The sequence below is a fragment of the Streptomyces sp. NPDC002845 genome, from assembly GCF_053591955.1.
Genome location: NZ_JBSFUU010000117.1, coordinates 1 through 18,627 on the forward strand (window position 1 = coordinate 1; position 18,627 = coordinate 18,627).

An 18,627-nucleotide genomic window follows, 5' to 3' on the forward strand; every position below is an offset into this window, starting at 1 on the left:
GGGGTGCCTGGCCGGGGCTGAAAAGGCTTGGCGCGGGGGCGGGCCGACTGGTTGCAGGCCTGTACCGCAGCCGCGCCCCACAAGGGGCGCGGGGCCGTATCGATGTGCGGCTCCGCCGCGTGGGCGCGACCAGCCACACACAACCCGCACCCACCAACAACACACACCACCCACCCCCTACCGGGGCGGGGTCGAAGGGGCAGAGCCCCTGGAGGATGGGACGGGTAGGGGCGGCGGGGGCGAAAAACCCTCGCGCAACCACCCCGGCAGGGGAATGCCTCCCCCAACCCGAAGGTTGCCCACCCCGGGGAGCGAGAACCGCACGGGCGTACGCTGGTGTACGCCGAAGAATCGAAGATTACCCAAAGCAATCAGCAGGGAGCCGATGTGTCCGCAGTCGCACCCGACGGACGCAAGATGCTGCGCCTGGAGGTCCGGAACAGCCAGACCCCCATCGAGCGCAAGCCCGAGTGGATCAAGACCCGGGCGAAAATGGGCCCCGAGTACACGAAGATGCAGAGCCTCGTGAAGAGCGAGGGCCTGCACACGGTCTGCCAGGAAGCCGGCTGCCCCAACATCTACGAGTGCTGGGAGGACCGCGAGGCGACCTTCCTCATCGGCGGCGACCAGTGCACCCGCCGCTGCGACTTCTGCCAGATCGACACCGGCAAGCCCGAGGCCCTCGACCGCGACGAACCCCGCCGCGTGGGCGAGTCCGTGGTCACGATGGACCTGAACTACGCCACGATCACCGGCGTAGCCCGCGACGACCTCCCCGACGGCGGCGCCTGGCTGTACGCCGAGACCGTTCGGCAGATCCACCAGCAGACCGCCGAACGGGAAGCCGGGCGGACCAAGGTCGAGCTCCTCGCCCCGGACTTCAACGCCGTACCGGAGCTGCTGCAGGAGGTCTTCGCCTCCCGCCCCGAGGTCTTCGCGCACAACGTCGAGACGGTCCCCCGCATCTTCAAGCGCATCCGCCCGGGCTTCCGCTACGAGCGCTCGCTGAAGGTCATCACCGAGGCCCGTGACTACGGCCTGGTCACCAAGTCGAACCTGATCCTCGGCATGGGCGAGACCCGCGAGGAGGTCAGCGAGGCGCTCCGGCAGCTGCACGACGCGGGCTGCGAGCTCGTCACCATCACGCAGTACCTGCGCCCCTCCGTCCGCCACCACCCCGTGGAGCGCTGGGTCAAGCCGCACGAGTTCGTGGAGCTGAAGGAGGAGGCCGAGCAGATCGGCTTCTCGGGCGTCATGTCCGGCCCTCTGGTCCGCTCGTCGTACCGCGCCGGCCGGCTGTACCAGATGGCCGTCGAGAAGCGTGGCGCGTACGTCGCTTCGCAGGCGGTCTGAGCCCCGAACGACAGCCCATACGGGCCGTACGGCCCGTATGACACCCCCCCGCACAGCAGCCCGTACGGCAGTCGGCACGGCAGTCGGTAAGCCCTCCCACCCGACACAACGCCCACCCCCTCCCGTGGCACGCAGTGCCATGCGCGCGTGTGAATCTGCGCACAAGCAACTACCCCTCGGTACTGGCCGATTGACGCGGTCCTGAGCGTCCCCGCAGATGAGGGCGTCATCAGGGCCGCGTCAGGGTTTAAGTGCCGAGTATCAAGGCTTCATTGGCGTTTGACCGGTCAGTCACGCCCTGGTAACACCAATCAGTGACCCTGGCTTCACTGCTCGTGCAGCCTCCGTCAGAGCCGCCGCCATTCCCGAGGGGGGACCTCCTTATGCAGGCCGCGCCCGTACGCGCAACCGCAATCCCGTCGTTCACCGATGCACTCCGTGCCGTCGAGTCGCTGCTGATGAGCAGCGGCCAGCGCACCGCCCGTCGCAACGCCTGGACCTCCGTCCTGGAGGACCGCCGCCGCGCCAAGGACCGCGTCGAGGCCCAGCGCGTCCTCGAAGAGGCCGTCGCGCCGCGCCTCCCGCAACACCAGCTCTGAGCCCGCCCCACCGCCGAACTCGCACGCCCGCTCCATCCGGCACCGGCACCGCCGCCGTCCGGCGCCGCTCCCCCGTGCTGCCGCCGGTCGCCGGTCCCCACCCGGCACCGCCGTCGTCCTCGCTCCCCGGGCCACGTAGACTTCGTGGCATGGCGAGGAAGGAAACCGCAGCGGACGCTGCGAACCCCGGGCGACTCAAGCAGATCGCCCTGACCTACAAGATGACCCGCAGGGCCGACAAGAAGATCGGTCTTGTACTCGCGGCTGTCGGAATCTTCACCTTCGGTGTCTTCCTCGCGATCGGTTTCTTGATCGGTCACCCCATCTATCTCGGCATTCTCGGCTTCCTGCTCGCCTTCCTCGCGACGGCGATCATCTTCGGACGCCGGGCCGAGCGTGCCGCCTTCGGGCAGATGGAGGGCCAGCCGGGCGCCGCAGCGGCCGTGCTGGACAACATCGGCCGGGGCTGGACGACGACCCCGGCGGTGGCGATGAACCGCAACCAGGACGTGGTGCACCGCGCCGTCGGCAAGGCCGGCATCGTCCTGGTCGCCGAGGGCAACCCGAACCGGGTGAAGAGCCTGCTGGCCGCCGAGAAGAAGCGGATGGCCCGCGTCGTCGCGGACGTACCCGTGCACGACATCGTCGTCGGCACCGGCGAGGGCCAGGTCAAGCTGAAGAAGGTCCGCACGACCATGGTGAAGCTCCCGCGCGTACTGTCCGGCCCCCAGGTCACCGCCACCAACGACCGCCTCCGCGCGATGGGCGACCTGATGAGCAACATGCCGCTGCCGAAGGGCCCGATGCCCAAGGGCATGCGGATGCCGCGGGGCGGCCCCAAGATGAGGTGACTTCTTCTCCGGTACGGCATTTCTCGTACGACGAAGGGGGCGCCCGGTGTGTACCGGGCGCCCCCTTCGTCGTACGAGAAAGAAAAACTAGATCCGCACCTCAACCGTCCGCGCCAGCCGGTCGTGCAGGCCGCGGCCGTCGCGGTCCCAGACGAGGGCCGGGATGGCGAGGCAGAGGAGGAGCGAGCGGAGCAGGACGCGCAGGGGGTTGACCTGGCCGGTGTCCTCGGTGACCACGCGGAGGCCGAAGAGGCGCTTGCCCGGGGTGAAGCCGACGGTGCCGACCGTGAGGGCGTGGAGGGCGAAGAAGATGAGCAGGGCCCAGTTGCCGGTCGCCTGGCCGTAGCCGTCAGTGATCAGGCCGTATGCGATCAAGAGGCAGAGGCCCCAGTCGAACGCGAGGGCTCCGAGCCGGCGTCCCGGGCGGGCGATCGAGCCCGGCCCCTCCTCCGGCAGACCGAGCTGCTCACCCCGGTATCCGAAGTCCACACCGGCTTCCTCGGCGGCCGCGCGGGGGCCGGAGAGCCACGATCCGATTGCTTGCCTCTTGTCCACCTGACCACGGTACTGCCCCCCTTCCCGCATCCGGACAGGTGGGGTGACTCGGACCGAGTCCGGTTAACCTGGGTGAAACAAATGGGTCATGCCCGAGAAATCACGCGTCCCTAGGGTCGAGGTCAGCGTGTGCCACCGCACTGGCCGCACGAACGAACTACCACCCCGGCAGGACGGTCGGGAGTAGGAGGAGCTGGATGTTCCAGAACGCCGACGAGGCCAAGAAGTTCATCGCGGACGAGGACGTCAAGTTCGTCGACGTCCGCTTCTGCGACCTGCCGGGCGTGATGCAGCACTTCACGGTGCCCGCCGAGGCGTTCGACCCGAACGACGAGCTGGCGTTCGACGGCTCCTCGATCCGCGGCTTCCAGGCCATCCACGAGTCCGACATGGCGCTCCGCGCCGACCTGTCCACCGCGCGCGTCGACCCGTTCCGCCGCGACAAGACGCTGAACATCAACTTCTTCATCCACGACCCGATCACGGGCGAGCAGTACTCCCGTGACCCGCGCAACGTGGCGAAGAAGGCCGAGGCCTACCTCGCCTCCACCGGTATTGCCGACACCGCGTACTTCGGCCCCGAGGCCGAGTTCTACGTGTTCGACAGCGTGCGCTTCGCCACCTCGCAGAACGAGTCCTTCTACCACATCGACTCCGAGGCGGGCGCCTGGAACACCGGTGCGCTGGAGGACAACCGCGGTTACAAGGTCCGCTATAAGGGCGGCTACTTCCCGGTCCCGCCGGTCGACCACTTCGCCGACCTGCGCGCCGAGATCTCCCTGGAGCTGAACCGGGCCGGTCTGCAGGTCGAGCGCCAGCACCACGAGGTGGGCACCGCCGGCCAGGCCGAGATCAACTACAAGTTCAACACGCTGCTCGCCGCCGCCGACGACCTCCAGCTCTTCAAGTACATCGTGAAGAACGTCGCCTGGCGCAACGGCAAGACCGCAACCTTCATGCCGAAGCCGATCTTCGGTGACAACGGCTCGGGCATGCACGTCCACCAGTCCCTGTGGCAGGGCGGCTCCCCGCTCTTCTACGACGAGCAGGGCTACGCCGGCCTGTCGGACACCGCCCGCTTCTACATCGGCGGCATCCTCAAGCACGCCCCGTCGCTGCTGGCCTTCACCAACCCGACGGTGAACTCGTACCACCGCCTGGTCCCCGGCTTCGAGGCCCCGGTCAACCTGGTGTACTCGCAGCGCAACCGCTCGGCTGCGATGCGTATCCCGATCACCGGCTCGAACCCGAAGGCCAAGCGTGTCGAGTTCCGCGCGCCCGACTCCTCCGGCAACCCGTACCTGGCCTTCTCGGCGCTGATGCTGGCCGGTCTGGACGGCATCAAGAACAAGATCGAGCCGGCCGAGCCGATCGACAAGGACCTCTACGAGCTGGCCCCCGAGGAGCACGCGGGCGTCCCGCAGGTCCCGACCTCCCTCCCGGCCGTCCTCGACTCCCTGGAGGCCGACCACGAGTTCCTCCTCCAGGGCGACGTCTTCACGCCGGACCTGATCGAGACCTGGATCGACTACAAGCGCACCAACGAGATCGCCCCGCTCCAGCTGCGTCCGCACCCGCACGAGTTCGAGCTGTACTTCGACGTGTGATCCGCCCCGTGGGCTCAGGAGCCCCGTCATCGCCCTCGGGCGGTGGCGGGGCTCCGTCGTTTTCCGCCTTGTCCAGGGCTGGACGGAACCCGTTCCTGGAAGCGCGGGCGCACAATGGAGAGTGGGACGAGTGCCCGATAGTTGAGGTGGTTGTGATGCGGAGCCGCTTCCAGGCCGACCGGCGGCTGACTCGGAGGATGGGGCTCACCCTGTTCCTGCTCGGGTTGGTGTACGTGGTCTTTGTCGCCGCGCTGGTCGCGTTGCTGAAGAACTGGGTTCTGGTGGCCGTGATCGCGGCGGGGCTGCTTGCCGCGCAGTACTGGTTCTCCGACCGGATCGCGATGTACGCGATGCGCGGACGGGTCGTGGAGCGGGAGCAGTATCCGGAGCTGCACGGCGTGATCGACCGGCTGTGTGCCACGGCTGACATGCCCAAGCCGCTCGTCGCCGTCTCCGACATGGAGATGCCGAACGCGTTCGCTACCGGGCGGAACCCCGATCACGCGGTGGTCTGTGTGACCAGGGGTCTGCTGCGCCGGCTGGAGCCGGCGGAGCTGGAGGGGGTGCTCGCACACGAGCTGTCGCATGTGGCGCACAAGGACGTCGCGGTGATCACCATCGCCTCGTTCCTCGGTGTGCTCGCGGGACTCATCGTACGGTTCGCCTTCTACTCGCAGCTGTTCGGCGGCGGACGCAGGGACCAGAACACGGCCGTGGTGTTCATGGCGGTGATGGGTGTCTCCGCGGCCGTGTACGCGATCAGCTTCCTGCTCATCCGGGCGCTGTCCCGGTATCGGGAGCTGGCCGCGGACCGGGCGGCGGCCCTGCTCACCGGGCGGCCGTCAGTGCTGGCCTCCGCGCTCACCAAGGTCACGGGGGACGTCGCGCGGATCCCGACGAAGGACCTGCGGTCGGCGCAGGCCTTCAACGCCTTCTACTTCACGCCCGCGCTGGGCGGCGAACACAGTGCGGCACGGCTCTTTTCCACCCACCCCAGCCTGGAGCAGCGCGTCGAGCAGCTGGGCCGGATCTCCGCCGAGCTGGGCGAGGCGACCGCTCGCGGGAAGGACTGAGGCATGGGGCTGCTGGATGTGCTGTTCGGTCGTACGAAGCCGGTCGCGCCCGATCTCGACCGGCTCTTCGCGCTCCCGTCGGCCGCGGTCACGCTCCAGGCGGCGGCCGGGTTCACGCCGACGGGCGCCGGTGCCGTGTGCTTCTCCAGCGTGGAGGGCTCGGCCTTCGCCGAGGTGCACCGGGAGGTGCAGGCGCTGCTGGACACCGACGCCGACCGTACCGGTCCCCCGGTCGAACTCCAACGGGATGCCTACGGCTACTCGTGGCTGGTCTCACGCCGGGCGCCCGACGAGTTGCCCCTCCTCGTCAACGACCTGCACGCGGTGAACAGTGCCTTGGAGGCCAACGGGTTCGGCCCGCAGCTGCTGTGTTCACTCGTGGGGTTCCGGAATGACGAGGGCCGTCGACTGGAGCTTGTGTACCTCTACAAGAGAGGAACCTTCTACCCCATGTGCATACTTTCTGATCAGCGGAAACGCGACAACGCAGTTGAGCTGCAAGTAGCCGCAGCGCTGGGGAACGACCTGCGGATCGAGAAGGACCTGGGCCGCTGGTTCCCGCTGTGGGAAACCCCCGACATGCTCGACTGAGCACCCCTAGAAGGCGTATACGGATACAAATCTGAACACCGAGTATGAAGCGTCTCTGGAACTCTGTGTGTGCCTGAGGGTTTCAGGCTTTTCGGGCGCGGCGTGGCCGTGTGCGGTTGCCGTCGTGGGGTCCGAACCTCGGGGTGAGGGGGTGGACTTCGGTGGCGTGCGCGTGGTGGAAGCCGGTCTGCTCGGCGGCGCGGGTGCGCCACCGACAGGTTCCGCGGGAGAGCCGCCCCCGGTCGGCCGGAGGAGGCTCCGGGCGGTGGGGGGCGGGTGCTCCATGACCTGGCACCGGCCCGTGAGGGCCAGGTGCCTGGGTGTCATGCCCCGCCGGACGCTGGACCACCCCGGTGGGGGTGGTGGCGGGGACCGTACGCACATCGGGCATACGGCGGGAAGCTGGTGACCGGCGGGCCGGGGAGGGCCGGGCCGGTGTGGGGCGCATCTTGCCGGGAGTGGTCTTCGGCCCGGGCGGGCGGGGTGGTGCGGCCGCTTGGCGGCGGGCGCGGCGCAGGCGGCGGGTGGTCTTCTTGGGGCGGCGCACCGCGTGGACGGTGCCCTCCACGGTGGTGCGGATGGCGCGGGCGCCGGTGGCGCGGTCGGTTGCGGTGTGGGTCTGGGCGAGCAGTCCGCGGGAGACGATCCGGCGGGCGGCGGCCAGGTCCCGGTCCATGGACAGTGCGCACCCGGTGCAGTGGGCCCATGTCCAGCCGCGCTCGTCGAGCCGGTCCGGGGCGGGGTGATGGGTGAGCGGTGCGAGGCAGCCGGGGCAGAAGGCGGAGGTGCCCCTCGCGGGGACAGTGACCACCGCGATGCCCGCCTTCGCGGCCAGGTGCCGGATCGCCTCGGCGACGGTGCCGCGCACCTGCCCGGACAGCCGGGCGTTACCGCGCCTGCGGCCGCGTGCCTCCAGGGTGGCGAGGTCTTCGAGGTAGATGACGGTGGCGCCGAGCGCGACCGTCTGGTCGACGGCCCAGCGGGCCGCCGACCACGCCAGCGCCTGATTGAGGCGGCGGATGCGGGCACACACCCGCTCGTGCTCAACCTGCAGCACTGCGGCCTTGTCCAGGAGGTCGGCCCAGGCCAGGTGGGGGGAGCCGAGCCCGTCCGCCAACGTGCGGTAGTGGTCGCGTCGGGTGGCGAGGTGTTCGCGGTGGGTGCGCAGCCGGTGCAGTTTCGCACTGATGGCGGTGGCGTCGAAGACCAGCGGACGGCCGTCGGTGACCACCCGCCTGCTCTCGCCCCGCCCGGTCAGGCGGCCCACCGTGCCGGTCAGCAGCGTGTTCACCCCCCAGTCGAAACCGAGCGCCACCCGGTGCCCGGACGCCTTGGCGGCCGGGGCGGGCTGGGAGTGCGGCAGGTCCACCGCGATCCGCCCGGCCCGAGTGGGGCGCAGGGCCGGGGTGTGCAGGACCGCGTCCGGACCGACGGTGCCCGGCAGCCGCAGGTCGATCACATGCCAGGCCCAGTCCCGCCCCGAGCCGGGGGCCGCGCACAGCGGGAGCTTCACCCGCAGCCTGGCCGTGGCCTCGTCCACCCGGTCAAGGGTGACCTGCTGGCGGTCCATCGCCGCCAGCAGCACCTGCGCCGCGGCCTCGGGCGGCTCCTCCAGCTCGCACAGTCCGGCGGGCAGGCGCCCGTGCTCGGCCGCATAGGCGCGCACCTGCCGGGTCCGGTTGCGGATCTCCGCACCCGGCGGGCAGCAGCGCCCGCAACGCCGTCCACTCCGCCCCGGTGCGCCGGGCGGGGTCGGCGGGCCAGGTGGCCAGGACCGCCGCCACGATGGTGCGCCGGTGCACCGCCAGACGCAGGGTGCGCGCCGCGTACTCCTCGGCCGCCCGGCACACCCGGTCCGACACATACACCCCCTCGGCCAGCACGGCAGCCCTCGTCCAGCCCAAGCGGCGCAGCGCCATCCACCCCTTGGACGGCAGCTTCTCACCCCGCCCGTCGACCCCGGCGGCCAGCACATCCAGCGAACCCTCGTCCCACCGGCAAGCCACCAGAGCCCGGGTCAGCTCCCGGCACAAGGAGGCAAGGAAGGACACCCGCTCCCACAGCAGCCGCTGACCCACCTGTTCGCCACTTCCCTCGACCACACCACCGAAGGCGGTGCACGTGGCCGTCGCCACCAACCGGCCCACACCCACCACCCCCTCCACCGCTCCGAACCGGGCACATCCCCGCACCCGATCGGCCTAACGACCGACCACCGCACAAAGACACGCACCCCAGCGACCACACCCGATTCACGCAGGAAAGCGCAGTGAAACCATCAACAGTTGAAGACCCTTGAGGCTGCTACCGACAGGTGACAGGTGGGAGTACCGGGGCATTGGTAAAACCTGGCGGGAACTATGGGAAGCAACCGAGGTACCCGAGCTGGAGAAGCTGATGAGGAAGAACGGGGTGCAGTTCTTCTGTTACAAGGACTCGTTCGAGCTGTTCATCCCTGAACACCTGAAGGTGTGACAAAGCAACCCATGACAGGCCTCTGCGGATGCGGGTGGGTGGCTGAGCCGTGTCGGGGGTCCATCCGATGGGGGTGTGCGGCGAGTCATACAGCCTTCCCCTCCGACGCGCCTACCGCTCTCCCCTCCGTCCTCGCGCGCCCGGTCGTCCGGCCTGAGCAGGCGTTCCCGAAGAGGATCGTGCGGCGGAAGGACGGCTCCCGCTACCGGCCCGTCGACCTGGCCACCACCATCCGCTGCTCCGACGGCATGTCCTCGGAGCTCGCCTCACTGGCCGAACAGGGCCAGGACTGCCTCCGGTTGACCTCGGCGCTGTGCACGGATGCCGAGCGGCGGTCGCAGGTAACGGTCACCGTGGTGAGCTTCCTGCGCGTCGAGGACGCCTGGATTGTGTTCGGGATGGCGGCCATGGACCCGGTGACGTATCAGGTGGTCTCGCTCGATCCGCCGCCCCAGGCGGGAATGCCGACCGTGCCGCCCGGCTCGGCGGCCCGAGTGCCGTGAGTGAATGACGGCATGAGTGAGCTCTCCTCCTTCAGGCACGAATACGACGGTGAACAACTCAGCGGGGTGTACGGCGATGGCAGTGATCGCCTGGGCGCGGCCACTGTCGTGCTGTTGCACGGGGCGGGCGGCAGCAGCAAGGAGCGATGGGTCCCACTGCTCGAAGAGTTCGTCGCGCGCGGCTGCCGGGGATTCACCCTCGACTTCTCGGGACACGGCGACAGCACGGGCGCGTTGCGGGAACTGAGCCTGCGCAGACGCTTCGAGCAGGCCGTCGCCGTCATCGGGGCGCGGGTTCCGGCGGACGGGCCGCTGGTCCTCGTCGGGTTCAGCATGAGCGGCCAGACGGTGGCCGATCTCGCCGGGTTCTACGGCGAACGCGTGGCGGCGATCGGCCTGTGCGCGCCCGCGGTGTACGCGGCGGAGGCCTGGCCTCTCCCCTTCGGTGACGGCGACGGCCGGTTCAGCGGCGTCATCCGTACGCCGGAGAGCTGGGGCGACTCCCCCGCGCTGGACGCGTTCCGGTCGTACGAGGGCCGGGCCGTCCTCGCCGTCCCCGGCACCGACCATGTCATCCCGGACGCTGTGACCGAGGCGGTCACGGACGCGCTCGCCGTCCGCGCCCAGTTCACCCGCCTCGAACTCCCCGACGCGGACCATCACTTGGGCGCATGGCTGCGCGATCACCCCGACGACCGGCGGCAGTTCGTGGACGCCGTACTGACGGGCCTGGGCGAGCAGGGGTGGACGGCGACGCGGACGTGGGTGGCCAAGCAGTTGCCGGAGGGCAGGAACGTACGGAATTCGGCTGTCCTGTACGGGGGTTGGAGTTCGCAGATGCGGCGGCTCACTCTCGACGACGGTACCGGTCTTGTCCTGCGGTCCTTCGTGAAGCCTTTCTTCCGGCGGCATGCTCCGGGGCTGCTGGGGCGTGAGGCGGCGGTGCTGGAGCTGCTGCGCGGGTACGACGGGATACCCGCGCCCGAGCTGCGGGCCGTCGACGCCTCCGGTGAACACGCTGATCATCCCTCGCTGTTGATGTCCTTGCTGCCGGGGGTGGTGTGCGTCGACGAGGAGGATGAGGATCTCCAACGACGGATCGACCTGCTGGCCGGTCAACTCGCCAGGATTCACGCGGTCGTACCGGAGGAGCGGCCGCGGCCGTACCAGGCGTGGACCTCGGCCGAGCGGGTGCGGACACCCGGTGGTGCGCTGTGGGAGCGGGCCGTCGATGTGATCCGGGGCGAGGCGCCCGCGTACGAAGGGTGTTTTCTGCACCGGGACTTCCATCCCGGGAACGTGCTGTTCAGCGGTGCGGGCGAGGGGCTGCGGGTCAGTGGGGTCGTCGACTGGGTGGAGACCTCGTGGGGGCCGGCGGATCTCGATGTCGCCCGTTGCTCCACGGCGTTGGCGTTGCTGCATGGGGCGGAGTACGGGCTCGGGTTCGGGGAGCGGTACGAGGCGTGCGGTGGGCGTCGGCTGGTCGAGGGTGAGGCCCACTTGTACTGGCGGCTGCTGGACGCGCTGGGCTATGCGCCCGACGCCGGGAAGCTGGCGGGGCCCTGGCAGGAGCTGGGGCGGACGGATCTGACGCCGGGGGTGTTGGGGGCGCGGCTGGAGGCGTATGTGGAGGGGCTGTTGGAGCGGTACGCCTAAGCGCTCTGCTGGAAGTGCCGCGATGTGCCGTCGTTCGTCTGCGGCGGCGTCGTGGCTGGTCACGCCCAGCGGCGGAGCCGCATATGTCACAGCCTCGCGCCCCTGGAGGGGCGCCGGGCGGCCCCCCAAGGCCAAGGGGGCGCCCGGCGTCGGCGTTCAGCGGGAGTAGCGCATCAGTGCGCGGACCATGTGGCACGTCGTGTCTGATGGCGGGTGGACGCCGATGATCTCCGCGGCGCTGCGGATCGTCTCGTTGTGGGCCTGGTTGGGCATGTAGATGCCGGAGTCGAGAAGGGCGATCGCGAGGCGCATGGCCTTCAGGCGCCGGTTGTGCGTGATGTACCACTCGCGGGGCCGGCCTGGCGGCAGCGGGCGCTTCTCGACGGGCTTGTACGGCAGGTCGAGCAGAACGGGGCGCTTGGCGGTGGACTGGGTGGGCAACGGCTTGAGTGCGGCAGCGGGCACAGGCATCCTCCTGTCGCGGTCAGGGCGCCGCACGGGACCTCCGGCCGCGCCCTCGAACACTGGTTTAATTCTACCGCCCGGCACTGACAAAAGCCCCTGGCCACAAGGGCTTCCGGGGGTGCAGTGACGCAGGTGGAAGACGGGTTTCGCGGGTCCAGGGGCTACCGTGGGCGGCATGGAAATCTGGATCAATCCGGCGTGCTCCAAGTGCCGCAGCGCCGTCGGACTGCTCGACGCCGAGGGTGCCGAGTACACCGTCCGCCGCTATCTGGAGGACGTGCCGAGCGAGGACGAGATCCGTGCCGTACTGGAGCGGCTCGGGCTCGAACCGTGGGACATCACCCGCACCCAGGAGGCCGCGGCCAAGGAGCTCGGTCTGAAGGAGTGGGCGCGGGACGCCGACTCGCGCGACCGGTGGATCAAGGCGCTCGCCGAGCACCCGAAGCTGATCCAGCGGCCGATCATCACCGCGGACGACGGAACGGCGGTGGTGGCCCGCAGCGACGAGGCCGTACGGGATGTCTTGTCCCGGTAGTGAGGTAGTGGGCGGTTTGTCGGGCGGTGGGAGTCGGGAGGGTCCTCACTGTTACCCTCCGCCGCCATGACGTTTGGTGATCAAGGAACGCCGTACGGGCCGGACGGGTCGTACAGGCAGCAGTACGGACCCGGGCCCTACGATCCGCATGCCGCGTGGGCAGCCGAGCAGGAGCGGATACGCGCGACGCGCCGGACCCGCCGTATCCAGCTCGCGGCCGGAAGCGCGATCGGCGTCGCGCTCGTCGCGGCGGTCGTCGCCGGGCCGCTGATCTACGCGGGCGACGGGAATGGCGGCGGCGAGGCGCCCACCCCGCTCGCGGCCGGGAGCGGCACCGGCTCCCCCGCCGCCGCGCCGTCCGTCGAGGTCACCCTCCCCTCCGACGCGCCCTCCGCGCTCCCGTCGCTGCTCGCGCGGCCGGTCATCCGGCCGGAGCAGGCGTTTCCCGAGGAGAGCGTGCGCCTGGAGGACGGTTCGGTGTACGAGCGGGTCGACCTGGCCACCACCACCGAGTGCGCGTACGCCATGTCGCCGGAGCTGGCCGCGCTGATCGAGCAGGGCGAGCCATGTGCCCGGTTGACGGCGGCGCTGTTCACGGACGCCGAGCGGCGTTCGCAGGTGACGGTCACCGTGCTGAGCTTCGACCGGGTCGAGGATGCCTCGCGGGTGTTCGCGATGGCCTCCCTGGACCCGGTGACGTATCAGGTGGTCTCGCTCGACCCGCCCCCGCAGGCGGGGCTGCCGACCGTGCCGCCCGGGGCGCCGGGTGTCTTCCAGCGACTGATGACGGTGCGTTCCGTGGTGTTCGCGGGCGGACAGTGGGGCGACGGCGCCGAGACCGGGGAGGAGGCGCTGACCGGGCAGACGACCGGGCTGCTCCAGTACGTCAGCGACAGGGTGGTGGCGTACGAGGAGGGGAAGGGCAACTGAGCCCTCCCCCGGCCGAAGCTCGTCACCCCGGGCCGTGAGGCCGACCGTCGCACGGAGGGGGCGGCCAGCCTCACGCTCGCTTGTCACAGGCTCGGCCGAGCGATGTGTTCGTACCCCTCATACGGCCATGCAACCTCATCGCATACGAGCCGCCGCACCGCCCGCCGCACCGCCGTCGCTCTGCGTATGCAAACGCCGTCCGGGGCCACACCCGGCACCGCGCGAGCGCGCTCACCGCGCGAGGGACGGACCACGAACACCAGGTAACACGGGGTTCACATTCGAGCAATGATCGGGAAATCGGCTTTTGACAGGCTGCCGCGCATTACCCGGCGCCCCAGTGCAGCAGCGCCGTGCACCCGCAACGATTCCGGCTGCGCCGACTGAGCAGTCGAGACCCCGAAGGATGAGGCCCGTGACCTTCAAGGCTGAGTACATCTGGATCGACGGTACCGAGCCGACGGCCAAGCTCCGTTCCAAGACGAAGATCCTGGCCGACGACGCCAAGGGTGCCGAGCTGCCGATCTGGGGCTTCGACGGGTCCTCCACGAACCAGGCCGAGGGCCACGCCTCGGACTGCGTGCTCAAGCCGGTCTTCTCCTGCCCCGACCCGATCCGCGGCGGCGACGACGTCCTCGTCCTGTGCGAGGTTCTGAACATCGACCTCACGCCGCACGCGTCCAACACGCGCGCCGCGCTGGTCGAGGTGGCCGAGAAGTTCGCCGCCCAGGAGCCGATCTTCGGCATCGAGCAGGAGTACACCTTCTTCGACGGCGCCCGCCCGCTCGGCTTCCCCGAGGGCGGCTTCCCGGCCCCGCAGGGCGGCTACTACTGCGGTGTCGGCGCCGACGAGATCTTCGGCCGCGAGGTCGTCGAGGCCCACCTGGACAACTGCCTCAAGGCGGGTCTGGGCCTCTCCGGCATCAACGCCGAGGTCATGCCCGGCCAGTGGGAGTTCCAGGTCGGCCCGCTGTCCCCGCTTGAGGTCTCCGACCAGATGTGGGTGGCCCGCTGGCTGCTCTACCGCACCGCCGAGGACTTCGGCATCTCCGCCACCCTCGACCCGAAGCCGGTCAAGGGCGACTGGAACGGCGCCGGCGCGCACACCAACTTCTCCACGAAGGCGATGCGCGAGGGCTACGACGCGATCATCACCGCGTGCGAGTCGCTGGGCGAGGGCTCGAAGCCGCTCGACCACGTCAAGAACTACGGCGCCGGCATCGACGACCGTCTGACGGGCCTGCACGAGACCGCCCCGTGGAACGAGTACTCGTACGGCGTCTCGAACCGCGGTGCCTCGGTCCGCATCCCGTGGCAGGTGGAGAAGGACGGCAAGGGCTACATCGAGGACCGCCGCCCGAACGCCAACGTCGACCCGTACGTCGTGACGCGTCTGATCGTCGACACCTGCTGCTCCGCCCTGGAGAAGGCCGGCCAGGTCTGATCCGCACATCGGCTCCGAAGAGCTGCGCGAGGGGCGCCCACCGTTGCGGTGGGCGCCCCCTCACGTTGTCGGCCCGCTGACGAGGGTGTACCTGGCACCACCTCCCCACCCTCGCCCGTCGTCGACGTACGGCTGCCGCCCTCGCACACTGACGAGGGGTTGCAGTGCGCTCTCGAGGCCCGCCGGAACCGGCCGGGGCTGCCCGTGCTGGTGCTGTCGCAGCACGTGGAGCAGTTGTACGCGCGGGAGTTGCTCGCCGACGGCACGGGCGGGGTCGGGTATCTGGTCAAATACCCGGGAATGAATTCCCGGGCTTGTGGGTCGAGTCGTCGATGGCTTCGACGGTGCTCGCCACGTCCAGCCCTCGCTCTCGTCGCTAGGCGATGAGGGTGAGGGCAGGGGCGATTGACTGCGCCCCGCAGACCCAGGCCATCCACCCTCGCTGGGAGATGTTCTGGGACGCATTGGAATCTGCGTGCTCAGCGAAGCCGCAGACCGTGCAGGCGAACACGGCCTGGGAGGGCCGGTTGCGCCGGGAGATGTGGTGGCAGGCGGAGCATTCCTGGCTGGTGTACGCCGGATCGACCTCGACGACCGGGACTCCAGCCCGGCGGGCCTTGTAGCCGATGAACTGGCCGAGTTGGTGGAAGGACCAGGAGTGGATCGTGGCGCGCTGGGGCTTTCTCAGCCGGACCCGGTCCCGGATGGCCTGGAGATCCTCCAGGGCGATACCGGAGCCGGTGCGTTTCGCCTCCGCCACGATCTTTTTGCTCACGCAGTGGTTGATGTCCTTGTTCCGCCGCGCCTCACGCCCCGCCAGGGCTCGCAGGCGGCGTTTGGCGGACTTGGTGCGCTTCTTCTGCAGCTTCCGACGGAGCTTCAGGTCCCTCTCGCGGCGCCGGTTGCGGCGCCTGCCCGCGTGCCGGGTGCCTGCACTGGTGGTGGCGATGTTCATGATCCCCAGATCCACCCCGAGGAAGGCGCCCGGGTGTCGGTTCACGGGTTCCTCGGCCACCTCGCAGGTCGCGATGAGGAACCACTGGCCGTTCTCCCGCAGCAGGTCGGACTCGCCCTTGCGGCAGCGGGCCAGGACCTCCAGCTGCCCGGCCTGCCCGGTGAACGGGACACCTTTCAGACGCCCGTGCAGGGTCCAGATCGACACGGTGCGGTCCTGGTGCTGCCAGGACAGCATCCGGTCGTCATACGGCTGAGCGGCCATCGCCCGGAACACGACCGGCTTCCCGGCCGCCTTCTCGTACCGCTTGGAGCCTTTCGGGCCGTAGGTTCCGGTCAGGTTCGCCCGGAGGGTGGTGTAGGCGTCACAGGTTTTCTTGATCGCGTGCTGAGCGGCCTGCGCACCGAGACTCCAGCGCTCCTTGACCGGCTGATAGAGCCTCTCCCGCAGAGACCGGTTCTTCACCACCCCGGTGCCGAACGCGACCTCGGAAGCATGGTTCGCGGCCTCGTTGCAGGCACGCAGGGTCACCTCAAGTGCCGCCTCCTGTACGGGAGTCGGCAGGAGCTTCACTCGCACCACCAGCTTCATGACACATGACCCTGGCACACCCCCAGGCCGATCGTCACACCGATCCGATCCCATCACCCCCCATCGAGCGACCCGATCGAACGCGCATTCGCATCGCCGACTCCGCCGGGACGCTTCCCGGACGCTCCACGTCCGCCTCTTGCCTCCTGCCACTGCGGTGCTCCGCACCGCAACCCCCAGATGCAATTCCTCCCAGGCGTGAACGCCTGGGGTTCCTTGCGAGACTGTCCGCTGAAGAACCTCTACGGCACCGACCCGCAGGACATCCGCGACGGCGTACTGCAGGAAGCACTCCACCGCCAGCCCAGCGAGGCCGTCGAGTACACCGACCGGGCCGCGCTCATCCTGGGGTACCTCGCCGAACACCTCTCCGGACAGCGCCTCGACCAACGCGGCGATCGCCGAGCGGCTTGTCGTCACGGAACGGGCGATTGCCAAACACACCTCGAACATCTTCGCCAAACTGGGACTTGAGGTGTCGGACGACGACAATCGGCGCGTTCTCGCGGTGCTCGCGTATCTGGATCACGGTCGCTGAGTGATGTTGATTGCCGTCGAGTGGCATTGAATCTCATTCAAAGATTGAGGGATTTACCCGCTCAACCCCCGTTGAAACATGGGCCTCTGTCCCGGTTGTGTCCCAATTGGCCTCATGGAGTTCTAAGTTTTTCCGAGGTTTCTGAACACCCCAGGAGCCCCACGCGTATGGAACGGAGCCGCTTCACTCCTGTCGGGCGCCTCGAAGCCCCGCAAGGAAGTCAGAGGAGTTCCATGGGACGCAACACAAGAAAGCGACGTTCGCCACTGGCCGTTCGGGCCATAGCCGCCTCCGCGGCTCTCGCGATCGGGGGTGGTGGGCTCGTCTGGGCGAACTTCTACGCCTCGGCGCACGAGACGTCGAACAACCAGCAGAACCAGCTCAGGTCCGCGGGTTCACAGATCGCCACGATCGCCTGCCCGGATGTCGGATCTCAGTTGAGGGACGTGCCCGACGGGGCGCGCGCCGGTGTCGATCAGGAGCTGGCGAACCTCGACAAGCAGATCACCGAGGCTTACACCAGGCTGGCGTCGACGCGTCAGGCCCAGGCGGGCGATCCGAACTTCGTGCAGAACGCGATCATCGGCCCGCTGAAGTCCAAGCGCTTCGCGGCCATCGACCGCATCAACATCAACATCCGGCGCGTGGGCGGCAACGCCCCGGACGGGCTGCAGCAGCTCGCCGAGTGCAAGGGCATGGGGGCCGACGAGGTCACCGGCGGAGGCCAGGGCGACCAGAACGGCGACGGTCAGGACCAGGAGCAGGACAACGGTCAGGACCAGGGCCAGGACAACGGTCAGGACCAGGGCGAGGACCAGGGCCAGGACAACGGTCAGGAGCAGGTCGGGGACAACGGCAACGGTGCCGCAGGTCCCTTTGCCGACGACTTCGTCGACATCCTCTCCGTCCAGCCCAACACGCCGCCGTCGAACGGGAACGGGCTCAAGGCGAACGGGAACACCGGTTCGACGGGTTCCTTCACCACGAACTGCGGTGTCAACGAGAACAACAACTTCAACACCGACAACCTGATCGTCGCCCCGGGTGTCGACAACGGCGCCCGCCACACGCACGACTACGTCGGTAACCAGGGCAACAACGGCTTCGCCAGTGACGAGGACCTCGCCAACGCGGAGACCAGCTGCCAGAACCAGGCCGACAAGTCCACGTACTACTGGCCGGTGTTGCGCATCCAGGACGGCACCGACGAGTTCGACGCGAACGAGCTGGGCGGTGGCGCCGAGCTCAACGTGGGCAGCATCCAGCGGGCCCAGCAGGCCGAGATCAGGTTCGTCGGCAACAAGCAGAGCGACGTCGTCGCGATGCCGCGGTTCCTGCGCATCATCACCGGTGCCGCCAACGCCTTCACCGGCGGTGACGCCAACGCCAACGCCTCGATGAGCTGCACCGGCTTCGAGGACAGGCAGCTGTTCGACAAGTACCCGATCTGCCCCGAGGGCAGCCAGCTGGTGCGCACGGCCAACTTCCAGAGCTGCTGGGACGGCCAGAACATCGACAGCGCCAACCACCGTGACCACGTGGACTTCGTCAACGCGGACGGCACCTGCGACAACGGCTTCCAGGCCATCCCGCAGCTGCAGATCCGGCTCGTGTACGACGTTCCGGCCCCGGTCATCGAGAACGGACAGCTTCAGGCCCCGTTCGCGGTGGACGGCTTCCCGGAGGAGCTGCACAAGCCGATCACCGACCACAACGACTTCATCAACGTCATGGACGAGGACCTGATGAACCAGGTGGTCAACTGCATCAACAGCGGCCAGAACTGCCAGTGACCCGGTAAGGGCCACTGAGAGCCATCGAGATCCGCTGAGCCCCACGGAGAAGGGGGGGGGCGGGCTACCCGCGCCCGCCCGCAGGCATGCGGGGGCGCCCCCCCGCCGCCCTC

17 protein-coding genes and 3 pseudogenes are annotated in these 18,627 nt (G+C 69.1%); 15 read left to right on the forward strand and 5 right to left on the reverse strand.

Features of this window, described 5'->3' with window-relative positions:
• The first annotated feature begins 387 nt into the window (after positions 1-387).
• The 3 genes from lipA to ACWD3C_RS44225 all read left to right on the forward strand — a co-directional run bounded on the left by lipA (position 388) and on the right by ACWD3C_RS44225 (position 2,803).
• Entirely contained in the window at positions 388-1,353 is a 966-nt protein-coding gene (gene lipA / locus ACWD3C_RS44215; RefSeq protein WP_451153726.1) for a lipoyl synthase, read from the forward strand.
• Positions 1,354-1,736: 383 nt separating this feature from the next.
• The gene (locus ACWD3C_RS44220; protein WP_451153728.1) at positions 1,737-1,952 is read left to right on the forward strand and encodes an SCO2195 family GlnR-regulated protein; all 216 of its coding nucleotides are present in this window, start codon (positions 1,737-1,739) and stop codon (positions 1,950-1,952) included.
• A gap of 149 nt (positions 1,953-2,101) precedes the next feature.
• Entirely contained in the window at positions 2,102-2,803 is a 702-nt protein-coding gene (locus ACWD3C_RS44225; protein ID WP_451153730.1) for a DUF4191 domain-containing protein, read from the forward strand.
• 87 nt (positions 2,804-2,890) lie between these two features.
• On the opposite strand, the gene ACWD3C_RS44230 is transcribed toward ACWD3C_RS44225, so the two are convergent.
• Positions 2,891-3,358 carry an RDD family protein gene (locus tag ACWD3C_RS44230; protein ID WP_451153732.1) on the reverse strand — a complete coding sequence of 156 codons (468 nt, stop codon included), beginning with the start codon at positions 3,356-3,358 and terminating at the stop codon, positions 2,891-2,893.
• Positions 3,359-3,555: 197 nt separating this feature from the next.
• Between ACWD3C_RS44230 and glnA the strand changes: the two genes are divergently transcribed.
• From glnA to pspAB, 3 genes are all read left to right on the forward strand, one after another.
• Positions 3,556-4,965 (forward strand): type I glutamate--ammonia ligase, encoded by a 1,410-nt coding sequence (gene glnA, locus ACWD3C_RS44235; RefSeq protein WP_451153733.1) that lies wholly within the window; start codon positions 3,556-3,558, stop codon positions 4,963-4,965.
• Between the two features lie 155 nt (positions 4,966-5,120).
• Complete coding sequence (gene htpX / locus ACWD3C_RS44240; protein ID WP_451153735.1) at positions 5,121-6,038, forward strand: zinc metalloprotease HtpX; 918 nt, start codon at positions 5,121-5,123, stop codon at positions 6,036-6,038.
• A gap of 3 nt (positions 6,039-6,041) precedes the next feature.
• Entirely contained in the window at positions 6,042-6,629 is a 588-nt protein-coding gene (pspAB, locus tag ACWD3C_RS44245; RefSeq protein ID WP_451153737.1) for a PspA-associated protein PspAB, read from the forward strand.
• An 82-nt stretch (positions 6,630-6,711) separates the two neighbouring features.
• On the opposite strand, the gene ACWD3C_RS44250 is transcribed toward pspAB, so the two are convergent.
• Together ACWD3C_RS44250 and ACWD3C_RS44255 are read right to left on the reverse strand one after the other, a co-directional pair.
• A complete protein-coding gene (locus tag ACWD3C_RS44250; protein WP_451153765.1) occupies positions 6,712-8,199 on the reverse strand; it encodes a zinc ribbon domain-containing protein in 1,488 nt (495 codons plus the stop codon).
• On the reverse strand, positions 8,174-8,764 hold the full coding sequence (locus ACWD3C_RS44255; protein ID WP_451153739.1) for a hypothetical protein: 591 nt from the start codon (positions 8,762-8,764) through the stop codon (positions 8,174-8,176). Before ACWD3C_RS44255 ends, ACWD3C_RS44250 begins: the two co-directional genes overlap by 26 nt.
• A 519-nt stretch (positions 8,765-9,283) precedes the next feature.
• Here ACWD3C_RS44255 and ACWD3C_RS44260 point away from each other — a divergent pair.
• Both ACWD3C_RS44260 and ACWD3C_RS44265 read left to right on the forward strand, forming a co-directional pair.
• Entirely contained in the window at positions 9,284-9,607 is a 324-nt protein-coding gene (locus tag ACWD3C_RS44260; protein WP_451153741.1) for a hypothetical protein, read from the forward strand.
• Between the two features lie 12 nt (positions 9,608-9,619).
• On the forward strand, positions 9,620-11,263 hold the full coding sequence (locus tag ACWD3C_RS44265; RefSeq protein WP_451153743.1) for an alpha/beta fold hydrolase: 1,644 nt from the start codon (positions 9,620-9,622) through the stop codon (positions 11,261-11,263).
• Positions 11,264-11,419: 156 nt separating this feature from the next.
• Here ACWD3C_RS44265 and ACWD3C_RS44270 read toward each other — a convergent pair whose 3' ends face one another.
• Complete coding sequence (locus ACWD3C_RS44270; protein WP_451153745.1) at positions 11,420-11,728, reverse strand: hypothetical protein; 309 nt, start codon at positions 11,726-11,728, stop codon at positions 11,420-11,422.
• Positions 11,729-11,903: 175 nt separating this feature from the next.
• Here ACWD3C_RS44270 and ACWD3C_RS44275 point away from each other — a divergent pair, with 175 nt between their 5' ends.
• The 4 genes and pseudogenes from ACWD3C_RS44275 to ACWD3C_RS44290 all read left to right on the forward strand — a co-directional run.
• Entirely contained in the window at positions 11,904-12,263 is a 360-nt protein-coding gene (locus tag ACWD3C_RS44275; protein WP_451153747.1) for an arsenate reductase family protein, read from the forward strand.
• A 66-nt stretch (positions 12,264-12,329) separates the two neighbouring features.
• Entirely contained in the window at positions 12,330-13,193 is an 864-nt protein-coding gene (locus ACWD3C_RS44280; RefSeq protein ID WP_451153749.1) for a hypothetical protein, read from the forward strand.
• A 415-nt stretch (positions 13,194-13,608) separates the two neighbouring features.
• Entirely contained in the window at positions 13,609-14,637 is a 1,029-nt protein-coding gene (gene glnII, locus ACWD3C_RS44285) for a glutamine synthetase (RefSeq protein WP_451153751.1), read from the forward strand.
• Between the two features lie 48 nt (positions 14,638-14,685).
• A pseudogene (locus ACWD3C_RS44290) lies at positions 14,686-14,928 on the forward strand (hypothetical protein); the annotation flags it as partial.
• 85 nt (positions 14,929-15,013) lie between these two features.
• Here ACWD3C_RS44290 and ACWD3C_RS44295 read toward each other — a convergent pair.
• On the reverse strand, positions 15,014-16,183 hold the full coding sequence (locus ACWD3C_RS44295; RefSeq protein ID WP_451153753.1) for an RNA-guided endonuclease InsQ/TnpB family protein: 1,170 nt from the start codon (positions 16,181-16,183) through the stop codon (positions 15,014-15,016).
• A gap of 231 nt (positions 16,184-16,414) precedes the next feature.
• Between ACWD3C_RS44295 and ACWD3C_RS44300 the strand changes: the two are divergent.
• From ACWD3C_RS44300 to ACWD3C_RS44310, 3 genes and pseudogenes are all read left to right on the forward strand, one after another.
• Positions 16,415-16,588, forward strand: a pseudogene (locus tag ACWD3C_RS44300) (serine hydrolase domain-containing protein); the annotation flags it as partial.
• Positions 16,569-16,721: pseudogene (locus tag ACWD3C_RS44305) on the forward strand (DNA-binding response regulator); the annotation flags it as partial. The pseudogenes ACWD3C_RS44300 and ACWD3C_RS44305, both read left to right, overlap by 20 nt.
• Before the next feature lie 233 nt (positions 16,722-16,954).
• Positions 16,955-18,514, forward strand: a complete 1,560-nt coding sequence (locus tag ACWD3C_RS44310) for a DUF1996 domain-containing protein (protein WP_451153755.1) — start codon at positions 16,955-16,957, stop codon at positions 18,512-18,514.
• The last annotated feature ends 113 nt before the right edge of the window (positions 18,515-18,627 follow it).

Excerpts from the sequence above, each read along its gene's own strand:
- ACWD3C_RS44275 (WP_451153747.1), top strand. The coding sequence starts at position 11,904 with ATGGAAATCTGGATCAATCCGGCGTGCTCCAAGTGCCGCAGCGCCGTC.
- ACWD3C_RS44225 (WP_451153730.1), top strand. The coding sequence starts at position 2,102 with ATGGCGAGGAAGGAAACCGCAGCGGACGCTGCGAACCCCGGGCGACTC.
- ACWD3C_RS44265 (WP_451153743.1), top strand. The coding sequence starts at position 9,620 with ATGAGTGAGCTCTCCTCCTTCAGGCACGAATACGACGGTGAACAACTC.
- htpX (WP_451153735.1), top strand. The coding sequence starts at position 5,121 with ATGCGGAGCCGCTTCCAGGCCGACCGGCGGCTGACTCGGAGGATGGGG.
- ACWD3C_RS44295 (WP_451153753.1), bottom strand. The coding sequence starts at position 16,183 with ATGAAGCTGGTGGTGCGAGTGAAGCTCCTGCCGACTCCCGTACAGGAG.
- ACWD3C_RS44280 (WP_451153749.1), top strand. The coding sequence starts at position 12,330 with ATGACGTTTGGTGATCAAGGAACGCCGTACGGGCCGGACGGGTCGTAC.
- ACWD3C_RS44220 (WP_451153728.1), top strand. The coding sequence starts at position 1,737 with ATGCAGGCCGCGCCCGTACGCGCAACCGCAATCCCGTCGTTCACCGAT.
- glnA (WP_451153733.1), top strand. The coding sequence starts at position 3,556 with ATGTTCCAGAACGCCGACGAGGCCAAGAAGTTCATCGCGGACGAGGAC.
- pspAB (WP_451153737.1), top strand. The coding sequence starts at position 6,042 with ATGGGGCTGCTGGATGTGCTGTTCGGTCGTACGAAGCCGGTCGCGCCC.
- ACWD3C_RS44250 (WP_451153765.1), bottom strand. The coding sequence starts at position 8,199 with ATGGACCGCCAGCAGGTCACCCTTGACCGGGTGGACGAGGCCACGGCC.
- ACWD3C_RS44310 (WP_451153755.1), top strand. The coding sequence starts at position 16,955 with ATGGGACGCAACACAAGAAAGCGACGTTCGCCACTGGCCGTTCGGGCC.